General features: G+C 67.7%; 8 protein-coding genes. All 8 read left to right on the forward strand.

Annotated features, from left to right (window positions below):
* Window positions 1-48: 48 nt before the first annotated feature.
* The 8 genes from QH276_RS28875 (at window position 49) to QH276_RS28910 (ending at window position 10,469) form a co-directional block, all read left to right on the forward strand.
* The gene (locus tag QH276_RS28875; protein ID WP_280397370.1) at window positions 49-645 is read left to right on the forward strand and encodes an ANTAR domain-containing response regulator; all 597 of its coding nucleotides are present in this window, start codon (window positions 49-51) and stop codon (window positions 643-645) included.
* 217 nt (window positions 646-862) lie between these two features.
* Window positions 863-2,101, forward strand: a complete 1,239-nt coding sequence (locus QH276_RS28880; protein ID WP_432278569.1) for a branched-chain amino acid ABC transporter substrate-binding protein — start codon at window positions 863-865, stop codon at window positions 2,099-2,101.
* Window positions 2,102-2,194: 93 nt separating this feature from the next.
* Complete coding sequence (locus QH276_RS28885) at window positions 2,195-3,238, forward strand: branched-chain amino acid ABC transporter permease (protein ID WP_280397371.1); 1,044 nt, start codon at window positions 2,195-2,197, stop codon at window positions 3,236-3,238.
* Complete coding sequence (locus QH276_RS28890) at window positions 3,235-4,647, forward strand: branched-chain amino acid ABC transporter permease (protein WP_280397372.1); 1,413 nt, start codon at window positions 3,235-3,237, stop codon at window positions 4,645-4,647. The genes QH276_RS28885 and QH276_RS28890 overlap by 4 nt, the downstream gene beginning before the upstream one ends.
* A complete protein-coding gene (locus tag QH276_RS28895; protein ID WP_280397373.1) occupies window positions 4,644-5,639 on the forward strand; it encodes an ABC transporter ATP-binding protein in 996 nt (331 codons plus the stop codon). The genes QH276_RS28890 and QH276_RS28895 overlap by 4 nt, the downstream gene beginning before the upstream one ends.
* Window positions 5,639-6,388, forward strand: coding sequence for an ABC transporter ATP-binding protein (locus QH276_RS28900; protein WP_280397374.1), 750 nt, complete (start codon window positions 5,639-5,641; stop codon window positions 6,386-6,388). The genes QH276_RS28895 and QH276_RS28900 overlap by 1 nt, the downstream gene beginning before the upstream one ends.
* Window positions 6,389-6,635: 247 nt before the next feature.
* Window positions 6,636-9,377: a DNA polymerase I gene (gene polA, locus QH276_RS28905; RefSeq protein WP_280396989.1), complete on the forward strand. Its 2,742-nt coding sequence runs from the start codon at window positions 6,636-6,638 to the stop codon at window positions 9,375-9,377.
* 651 nt (window positions 9,378-10,028) lie between these two features.
* Window positions 10,029-10,469 carry an alpha-isopropylmalate synthase regulatory domain-containing protein gene (locus QH276_RS28910; RefSeq protein WP_280396988.1) on the forward strand — a complete coding sequence of 147 codons (441 nt, stop codon included), beginning with the start codon at window positions 10,029-10,031 and terminating at the stop codon, window positions 10,467-10,469.
* Window positions 10,470-10,617: the final 148 nt, after the last annotated feature.

Genomic DNA, 10,617 nt, shown 5'->3' on the forward strand with positions numbered 1-10,617 from the left:
GTCGTCCGGCGGTAGCGGGATGAGGCATCGGAACCAGAGGGGTCGTGTATGAGCACTAGTGCGGACGCCGGGGCGAAACGCGTGGTCGTCGCCGAGGACGAGGCGTTGATCCGGATGGATCTGGTGGAGATGCTGACCGAGGAGGGCTACCGCGTCGTCGGGGAGGCCGGGGACGGGCAGCAGGCCGTCGATCTGGCCGTGGAGCACCGGCCGGATCTGGTGATCATGGACGTGAAGATGCCGCGCCGCGACGGGATCGACGCGGCCGCCGAGATCGCGTCGAAACGGGTTGCGCCCGTGGTGATCCTGACCGCGTTCAGTCAACGGGATCTGGTGGAGCGGGCGCGGGACGCCGGGGCGATGGCCTACCTGGTGAAGCCGTTCACCAAATCGGATCTGGTGCCGGCGATCGAGCTGGCGGCGAGCCGGTTCCACGAGATCACCGCGCTGGAGAGCGAGGTCGCCAACCTCGCGGAGCGGCTGGAGACCCGCAAACTGGTGGAGCGGGCCAAGGGTGTGCTGATGCAGACGCAGGGGCTGAGCGAGCCGCAGGCGTTCAAATGGATTCAGCGCACCGCGATGGATCGGCGTACCACGATGAAGGCGGTGGCGGAGGTCGTGCTGGAGAATCTCGCGCCGCAGTGAAACGGCCCGTTCGCCGGCGGCGCGATATCGGCGAATAGGATTGTGCAACCGGCGCGAAACAAAACTCGGGCAAGAAAGTGCCACGAGATCATCGCGATGATCCGAATGTCACGCGCGATCAACATACCGGAGTTATGTTTCTCCCGAGCCGACGTGATCGGCTCCCCCGGACCCCGGGGTGTGATGAGGAACATAGGGGATCATCGTGCTTGGTTCGATGTGGCGAAGCGGGCCGTCGAGGTACCGCCGCACGGCGCGCGGGCTGGTGGGGATCGGTGCCGTCGCGGCGCTCGTGCTCACCGGATGCAGCGATAAATCGGCGGGTACCTCCGATTCCCCGGGCGGTGCCGGGGAATTGTCCATTCAACCGTTGATGCAGATCGACGCGGCCGGTAAGGAAGTTCCCGCCACCGACGCCGCGGCCGCGGTCGACCCGGCCGGGAACGGTTCGGCGACCTGCCCGCAGGGCCTGAAGATCGCCATGGCCGGCGCGCTGACCGGCCCGGATGCCGCGCTGGGCATCAATATCATCAACGGTGTGAAGCTGGCCCTCGATCAGCACAACAAGGCGAATCCGGGCTGCAAGGTCGAGGTGAAGCCGTTCGATACCGAGGGTGATCCGCAGAAGGCCAGCCAGGTGATTCCGCAGATCGTCAACGATCCGACGGTGATCGGCCTGGTCGGGCCCGCGTTCTCCGGGGAAACCAAGGCCACCGGGCAGATCCTCAGCGATGCCGGGCTCGTGGCGGTATCGGCTTCGGCGACCAATGCCACGCTCACCCAGAACGGCTGGAAGACCTTCTTCCGCGGGCTGGCCAACGACGATGTGCAGGGGCCGTCGGTCGCCAAGTACCTCACCGATACCGCCGGGTACAAGAAGGTGTGCGTGGTGCAGGACAACACCGATTACGGTGTCGGTCTGGCCGCGAGTATCACCCAGGGTCTCGGCGCCGCCGCGGATCCGGCCTGCGCGGCCTCGATCAAGAAGGGCGACAAGGACTTCTCCGCCACGGTCACCAAGATCGCGGGCGCGAATCCGGACGCGATCTTCTACTCCGGTTACTACGCCGAGGGTGCCCCGCTGGCCCAGCAGCTGAAATCGGGCGGCGTGGACGCGGTGTTCGTTTCCGCCGACGGCACCAACGATCCCCAGTTCGTCTCCCAGGCCGGTGGTTCGGCGCAGGGCGCGAAACTGTCCTGCCCGTGTGGCCCGGCCCCCGACGAGTTCGCGTCGGCATATCAGGAACTCAACGGTCAGGCGCCCGGGGTGTACTCGGTCGAGGGCTACGACCTGGCGACCATCCTGGTCACGGGTATCGACGCCGGTAAGGTCACCCGGCCCGACCTCCTCGAATTCGTCCGCGCCTACGACGGTCCGGGATTGGCCCGCCAGTACAAGTGGGATGCCAACGGCGAGTTGTCCAACGCGCTGATCTGGATGTACGAGGTCAAATAGCGGTCGCACGAGCGGCACGCACACCGTGGGGGCCACGGCGGGCGTGCCGTTCGCGTATCCGCAGGGGTCCGGCCCCGGGACGATGAGGGTTCGATGACAGCAATCCGGCCGACCGCAGCTTCGCTCACCTACCTGGCCGAGGGTTCGATCGATTTCAACTACGAAGGCGTGATCGACCAGTTCTGGCGGCTGACCGTCGACGGTCTGTCCTACGGGGCGATCTACGCCTTGGTCGCCGTGGGCTACACGCTGGTGTACGGCGTCCTGCGACTGATCAATTTCGCCCACTCCGAGGTGTTCATGCTCGGCATGTTCGGCCAGTACGTGGGTTTGATGCTGCTCGGGTTCGCACCCAGCGGCGATGTGTACAGCCAGGGCGTGATCCTGACGGTCACGTATCTGGCCCTGGCGATGGTGTTCGGGATGGCGGTCTCCGGCGCCACCGCGGTGGGTCTGGAACGCGTGGCCTACCGGCCGTTGCGCCGGCGAGGTGCCAAACCCTTGGTCTTCCTGATCACCGCCATCGGGATGTCTTTCGTACTCCAGGAATTCGTGCACTTCGTGCTGCCGAAACTGTGGCCGGATCTGGGCGGGACCAATGCCCAGCAGCCGATCATCCTGGTGGCGCCCACGGTGCAATTCAATATCGGCGGCGCCGAGGTCACCAATGTCACGCTGGTGATCGTGGCGGCCGCGATCGTGCTGGCGGTCCTGGCCGAAGTGCTGATCAACCGGACCAAGTTCGGGCGCGGTATCCGCGCGGTGGCCCAGGACCCCGATACCGCGACGCTGATGGGTGTCTCACGGGAACGCGTCATCATGCTGACCTTCCTCATCGGCGGTCTGCTCGCGGGCGCGGCGGCCATGCTGTACGCGCTGAAAATCCCCAACGGCATCATCTATTCCGGCGGATTCGTCCTCGGGATCAAAGCGTTCGCCGCCGCGGTACTCGGCGGCATCGGCAATCTGCGTGGCGCGCTGCTGGGCGGTCTGCTGCTCGGGCTGGTGGAGAACTACGGGCAGATGCTGCTGGGCACCGAATGGCGCGATGTGGTGGCGTTCGTGGTGCTGGTGGCGGTGCTGTTCTTCCGGCCCACCGGCATCCTCGGCGAAAGTCTCGGGAAGGCCCGCGTATGAGTGTCACGACGAAATCCCCGCCGCAGCCGCCCGCCGCCCAGGGGCAGGGTCTCGGCGATCTCCTGCGCGGCTGGTGGAACGGGCTGAGCCGGCCCGGGCAGTGGGCGGTCGGTGTCCCGGTGATCGTGGTGCTGGCGTTGCTACCGCTGTTCCCGCCGCCGCTGCTGGACACCCCCGGGACCAGTTTCGGCGGTGTCATGGCGCAGTTCGCCATGTACGCGCTCATCGCCATCGGGTTGAACGTGGTGGTGGGGCAGGCGGGCCTGCTCGACCTCGGTTACGTCGGTTTCTATGCCGTCGGCGCCTATACGGTGGGCCTGCTGACCAGCCCGAACAGCCCGTGGAATCAGACCGACGGCGGCTGGCTGGGCTCCGACTGGGCCTGGCTGGCCTGCGTCCCGCTGGCGATCATGGTGACGGCGGTCTCGGGGCTGATCCTGGGCTCGCCGACGCTGCGCCTGCGCGGTGACTATCTGGCGATCGTCACCCTCGGCTTCGGCGAGATCGTGCGCCTGCTCGCCGACAACCTGGGTGAGCTCACCAACGGCAGCCTCGGGCTCTCCGGTATCGCCTACCCGCGAGTGGGGGAGTCGGAGAGCAGCCCCGGCGGAGTGTTCTCCTCCGGGAATATCGGCTCCGACAGCGGGAGCCTGCTGGACCGCGCCAACTCGGGAACCTGGTGGTACTGGGTGGGCATGCTGGCCGTGATCGCGGTGCTGCTGCTGGTCGGGAACCTGGAACGCAGCCGGGTCGGCCGGGCGTGGGTGGCGATCCGCGAGGACGAGGACGCCGCCGAGATCATGGGCGTGCCGACGTTCAAATTCAAACTGTGGGCGTTCATGATCGGCGCCGGGATCGGCGGATTGTCCGGTGCCCTGTTCGCCGGGCAGGTGCAGTTCATCAACCCGACCGGCTTCAACATCATCAACTCCATGCTGTTCGTCTGCGCGGTGGTGATCGGCGGGCAGGGCAACAAGCTCGGCGTCATCGTGGGTGCGTTCCTGGTGGTGTATCTGCCGAACCGGCTGATGTCGGTGCAACTGGTAACCGATGAGGCCACCGGATATGCGCAGCTGGCAGTGGTGGCGGTGGTGCTCGTGGCGCTGATCGCCGGCTGGCGGCTGTGGGCGCGCCGGCAGAGCACGACCTGGATCCGCTGGATGTATCTGGTCCTGACGATCGTGGTGGCGATCTACGCTGTCCTGCTGCTGAGCAGCATCCTGCTGTTCTACCCCGGCGGAGCCCAATCCCTGGGCGATTTGAAGTATCTATATTTCGGTATTGCGCTGGTGGTGATGATGATCCTGCGACCGCAAGGATTGTTCCCGGTACGGCAGAAATTGCTGGCCTACGGGCTGCGCATCACCCGGGCGGTGCGGCCGGCCACGGCGGCGGAGGTGACCCGATGACCGGGCCGCACGCCGGTGACGCGCTGTTCGACAACAGCGATATGAACGCCGAATACGCCACCGCGAAATTGCCCGTGGTGGAGCAACCGGCCGGCCCGGTCGATGTGACCGCCGTGGACCCGGCGCTCGGCGATGCCGCCGTCGTCGCCGAAACCGTTGCCCCGCACCGAGATATCCGCACGGCAATGGGGGAGCCGCTGCTGCGCACCGAGGATCTCACCGTGAGATTCGGTGGGCTCACCGCCCTCGACGCGGTGAGTTTCGAGATCCGGCGCGGCGAGATCCTGGGCCTCATCGGGCCCAACGGCGCGGGCAAGACCACCTGCTTCAACGCCATCACCGGGGTCTACCCGCCGAGCGGGGGCACCGTCTACTTCGACGGCAAACCGCTGGGCAAGATCAAACGCAATGCCATCACCCGCCTCGGGATCGCGCGGACCTTCCAGAACGTCCGCCTGTTCGGGGAGATGACGGCGCTGGAGAACGTGGTGGTGGGCACCGACGCCCGGCACCGGACCTCGGTACCGGGCGCCATCCTGCGCACCGCGCGGCACCGCCGCGAAGAACGTGACGCCGTCGAACGCGGGATGGCGCTGCTGGAGTTCGTCGGGATCGCCCCGCGCGCGGTGGAGAAGGCCCGCAATCTGTCCTACGGCGATCAGCGCCGGTTGGAGATCGCCCGGGCGCTGGCCACCGAACCGAAACTGCTGTGCCTGGACGAACCGGCCGCCGGTTTCAACCCCAGCGAGAAATCCGCGCTCCGGGATCTCATCCGCAAGATCCGCGACGACGGTTTCACCGTGCTGCTGATCGAGCACGATATGCGCCTGGTGATGGGGGTTACCGACCGCATCGTCGTCCTCGAATTCGGGCGCAAGATCGCCGACGGCCTGCCCGCCGAGATCCGGCAGGATCCGGCGGTGATCGCGGCCTACCTCGGTGTGCCGGACGACGAGATCCGGGCTCCGCACAACCCACCGGAGGGACAGTGATGACCGAGGCCGGCTCCGGGCCGGCGCCGGACGCCCTGCTCGTGGTCGACGATATCGTCGTCAACTACGGCAGAATCCAAGCGCTGCACGGTATTTCGCTGGAGGTATCCGAGGGGGAACTGGTCACCCTGCTCGGCGCCAACGGTGCCGGGAAGACCACCACCATGCGCGCGCTGTCGGGTCTGCTGCCGCCGGCCCGCGGGCGGATACTTTTCGAGGGCCGCGATATCACCCGGATGCAGGCCCACGACCGGGTCGCCGCCGGGCTGATCCAGGCGCCCGAGGGTCGCGGTGTGTTCCCCGGAATGACGGTGCAGGAGAACCTCGATATGGGCTGCTATGCGCGGCCCTACCGGCGCAAACCCGAATACGACACCGCGCTCGAGCAGGTGTTCGATCTGTTCCCCCGGCTGCGGGAGCGGCGCAAACAGGTCGGCGGCACCCTTTCCGGTGGTGAACAGCAGATGCTGGCGATCGGCCGCTCGCTGATGGCCCGGCCGCGGTTGCTGTTGCTGGACGAGCCGTCCATGGGTCTGGCGCCGATGGTGATCCAGCAGATCTTCCGGATCATCTCCGAGATCAACCGCACCGGTACCACGGTGCTGCTGGTGGAGCAGAACGCCCAGCAGGCACTGGCCCGCAGCCATCGCGGCTACATCATGGAAACCGGGGCGGTGGTCAAGACCGGGCCGGGCCCGCAACTGCTGGACGATCCGGCGGTCCAAGCCGCGTATCTCGGCGTGGGATGAGTTCCGGGCGCAAGGGTGTGGTTCCGCGCGGCCCGGCGCGCCGTGTGGGCGGTGTTCGGCGGTCGCGGCGGCGCCGGCCTGCGACGGGACGGCGGCGCGCAGCGGCCGCGTCGTGGAAGTCGGTCGACCGCGCCGATCCGGGCGCGGGCCGCGGAGGCGTTGCCGGGCCCGGACGCGGCAGGCCGTGGGCCGGCGCCGGAGTAGTCCGTGGACGCGGTGTCGGTGGTAGTCCCTAGACTCTCCGGGTGTGACCCCACCGACCACCGCGCAGCCCAGCACCTCCGCCCCCGCCGCCTCCGGGTCTCCGGAAACGCGGCCCACGCTGCTGCTACTGGACGGGCATTCACTGGCCTACCGCGCGTTCTTCGCCCTGCCCGCGGAGAACTTCCAAACCGTCACCGGCCAGACCACCAATGCGGTGTACGGGTTCACCGCCATGCTGATCAACCTGCTGCGCGACGAGAAGCCCACCCACGTCGCCGCGGCCTTCGACGTCTCCCGGCAGACCTTCCGGGTGGACGCGTACCCCGAGTACAAGGCGAACCGGTCGAAAACCCCGGACGAATTCCGCGGCCAGGTGGAGCTCACCAAAGAGGTGCTGGGCGCGCTGGGTATTCCGGTGATGGCGATCGAGGGTTACGAGGCCGACGACATCATCGCCACCCTCACCACCCAGGCGGTCCCGCAGGGGTACCGGGTGCTCATCGTCACCGGGGATCGTGATGCCATCCAGCTGGTGAACGAGAACGTCACCGTGCTGTACCCGCGCAAGGGTGTCTCCGATCTCACCCGGTTCACCCCGGAGGAGGTCGACAAGAAGTACGGGCTGAGCCCGTCGCAGTACCCCGACTACGCGGCACTGCGTGGCGACCCGAGCGACAACCTGCCCGGTATCCCCGGTGTGGGCGAGAAGACCGCCGCCAAATGGATCCGCGAGTACGGCGATCTGAACACCCTCGTCGACAAGGTGGACGAGGTCCGGGGCAAGGTCGGTGACGCCCTGCGCGCCAATCTGAGCAGCGTGGTACTCAACCGGCAGCTCACCGAGATGGTTCGTGACGTCCCGCTGCCCTACACCCCCGATCAGCTCGCCCAGGGCGCGTGGAACCGGGAGCGGATCCATCAGCTGTTCGACGATCTGGAATTCCGGGTCCTGCGCGACCGCTTGTTCGAAACCCTGGCCCCGCCCACCGTCGAAGCCGAATCGGGCTTCGAGATCAGCGGGCAGACGCTGGAGCCGGGCAGTGTCGCGGATTGGCTCGCCGAGCACGCGACAGCCGGTGCCCGGCACGGACTCTCGCTGGCCGGGAACGGTGTCCCGGCGGCCGGGGACGTGCGCGCCCTGGCGATCGCCGCCGCGGACGGCGAATCCGCGTATATCGATGTCACCGCCCTCACCGCCGAAGACGAGACGGCGCTCGCGGCGTGGCTGGCCGATCCCGCCCCTGCCAAGGCATTGCACGAGGCGAAGAGCGCGCTGCACGCCCTGCGCGGTCGCGGCTGGACGCTCGCCGGTCTCAGCAGCGATACCGCGCTCGCGGCGTATCTGGTGCGGCCCGGGCAGCGCAGCTTCAATCTCGACGATCTGTCGCTGCGCTACCTGCATCGCGAACTGCGCACCGAAACCGAAGCCACCCCGCAACTTTCGCTGCTGGACACCGAGGACGCGGTCGATACCGAACTCGCGCAGGGGGAGATGCTGCGCGCCCGCGCCGTGGCCGATCTGGCCGGCGCGCTGGACGAGGAACTCGGCAAGATCGAATCCCGGCCGTTGCTGGACGAGATGGAACTACCGCTGCTCGGGGTCCTCGCCGAACTGGAGGACGCCGGTATCGCGGTCGATACCGATCAGCTCGGGGAGTTGCAACGCCGATTCGCCGATAAGGTCAGCGAGGCCGCGAATGCCGCGTACGGGGTGATCGGGGAACAGATCAACCTCGGTTCGCCGAAACAGCTACAGGTGGTGCTGTTCGAGAAACTCGATATGCCCAAGACGAAACGCACCAAGACCGGCTACACCACCGACGCGGACGCGTTGGAATCGCTGTACGAGAAAACCCAGCACGAATTCCTGCGGCATCTGCTCGCGCACCGCGACGCCACCCGCCTCAAGGTCACCGTCGACGGGCTGCTGAAATCCGTCGCCGACGACGGCCGGATCCACACCACCTTCAACCAGACCATCGCCGCCACCGGCCGGCTGTCGTCCACCGAACCCAATCTGCAGAACATTCCCATCCGCACCGATACCGGCCGCATGATCCGGGACACCTTCGTCGTCGGCCCCGGATACGAATCGCTGATGACCGCCGACTACAGCCAGATCGAGATGCGCATCATGGCGCATCTGTCCGGCGACGAAGGCCTGATCGAGGCCTTCAACTCGGGCGAAGACCTGCACAGTTTCGTCGCGTCCAAGGCGTTCGACATCCCGATTTCGGAGGTCTCCCCGGAACTGCGCCGCCGGATCAAGGCCATGTCCTACGGCCTGGCCTACGGTCTCAGCTCCTACGGCCTGTCCGCGCAGCTGAAGATCAGCACGCAGGAGGCCAAGGAGCAGATGGACATCTACTTCGCCCGGTTCGGCGGAATCCGCGACTACCTGCACGCCGTCGTCGAGCAGGCCCGCAAGGTCGGCTACACGCAGACGTTGTTCGGCCGCCGCCGCTACCTGCCGGACCTCGATCACAGCAACCGGCAGCGCCGCGAATCCGCGGAGCGTATGGCGCTCAATGCCCCCATCCAGGGCACCGCCGCCGACATCATCAAGGTCGCGATGATCGATGTGCACCGGGCGCTGTCGGAATCGGGCCTGCGGTCCCGGATGCTGCTGCAGATCCACGACGAACTCGTGTTCGAAGTGGCCCCGGGCGAGCAGGAACAGCTAGGCGAACTCGTCCGCGACAAAATGTCCTCGGCGATAGAACTGTCTGTGCCGCTGAGTGTTTCGGTCGGTATCGGCCGCAGCTGGGACGCCGCCGCGCACTGAACCCCCTGCCTCACCTCCGGCGCCGATATGCCGGGCGAGCCTCGGCCGCCGATGCCCACCCGGGAAGCGGCGCCAGGTCCGTAGCCCGGAGACCGCGCGGTCGCCGGCCGCAGCCGCATCGGCGAAGCCGCCGGGGGCGGAAGAAGAGCAAGCGTGGGCGGCCCGGCTCTTCCTGCTCGTCGCGGTGCTGTATCTCTCGAGGAGAGGCGCCGACGGCTGAGGACCGCTGCGATGCCACCAACACCCAGCATCAGGGCTGTTACCCGGAGCAACCGGGCGCGGGCGGTGCAGTCTGGTTCGTCACCGCGCGTGTCGGGTAATTCCGGGTTACGCGCCGGTGACCAGCGGAAACACTACTCCGCGGTAGCACGAAACCGCCGCGCGTCGTGGTTGCCAACCGCCCGGTGAGTCTTTATCCTCGAACCCGTGCAAATCCCCGCCGATGGCCTATGCGCCGCGCCGATTCTCGCAGACCGCGAGGGTGCGGTGCTGCTCGCGCGCACCGCGGAGCCGGCCCGTCGGGTACTTGCCGTAGTAGTAACCCGCCGTAGCGGGGTCTGATTCGGACCGGCCCCCTCGCTGCGGGCCCCTTTTCTCGATTTTGCTGGTCCCCCCAACCTGCCGACCTTCTCTGGGAAGACCTACGTGCTCATGACCACACTGACTCTGGAAAACGACGCCCTGACCACCGCCGCCCCACGCAGCCTGCGCGCCGAATGCGCCGAGCTGAGCGCGGCCCAATTCCACGAACGTTACGGCGAATGTGCCGGTCCGATCCGCCTCGCCGGCTGGTCCTCCACCGGTGCGCGCGGCGGCGCGTTCACCGCCACCCTCGAATTCCCGGGGTGGTCTCGTTCCGTGGTGGCCGCCGGCAGCCCCATCGCGGCCATGACCTCGGCGCTCTACGAGGCCGGTTATCCCGTGGAGATCCTGCGGTTCCATCAGCGCCGGACCGCCGTGGGCACCGCCACCTTCGTGCAATGCGAGTTCGACGGCCGCCGCGGCTGGGGCGTTGCCCTGGCCACCGACGGGGCCGAATCCTCGGTGCGCGCGATGATCGCCAGCGTGAACCGGCTGGTCGCGCAGCGTTAGATCGCGTCGCGGGGGGGGGGGGGCGGGTGGGGGGGGGGGGGTTGGCGGCCCCGGGCGTGGTGCTGCCGCGCGGGGGCCGCGCGGCGGGGGGCGAACCGCCGCCCCCGCCCCCCCCCCCGGGGGCGGCCCCCCCCCGGGCGGGGGGGGG

It is taken from the genome of Nocardia carnea (genome assembly GCF_029869215.1).
GTDB lineage: Bacteria > Actinomycetota > Actinomycetes > Mycobacteriales > Mycobacteriaceae > Nocardia > Nocardia carnea_B.

What these genes read in the sequence shown, in the direction of transcription:
- QH276_RS28895 (WP_280397373.1), top strand. Translation starts at nt 4,644, where the DNA reads ATGACCGGGCCGCACGCCGGTGACGCGCTGTTCGACAACAGCGATATG.
- QH276_RS28910 (WP_280396988.1), top strand. Translation starts at nt 10,029, where the DNA reads ATGACCACACTGACTCTGGAAAACGACGCCCTGACCACCGCCGCCCCA.
- QH276_RS28900 (WP_280397374.1), top strand. Translation starts at nt 5,639, where the DNA reads ATGACCGAGGCCGGCTCCGGGCCGGCGCCGGACGCCCTGCTCGTGGTC.
- QH276_RS28880 (WP_432278569.1), top strand. Translation starts at nt 863, where the DNA reads ATGTGGCGAAGCGGGCCGTCGAGGTACCGCCGCACGGCGCGCGGGCTG.
- QH276_RS28885 (WP_280397371.1), top strand. Translation starts at nt 2,195, where the DNA reads ATGACAGCAATCCGGCCGACCGCAGCTTCGCTCACCTACCTGGCCGAG.
- QH276_RS28890 (WP_280397372.1), top strand. Translation starts at nt 3,235, where the DNA reads ATGAGTGTCACGACGAAATCCCCGCCGCAGCCGCCCGCCGCCCAGGGG.
- QH276_RS28875 (WP_280397370.1), top strand. Translation starts at nt 49, where the DNA reads ATGAGCACTAGTGCGGACGCCGGGGCGAAACGCGTGGTCGTCGCCGAG.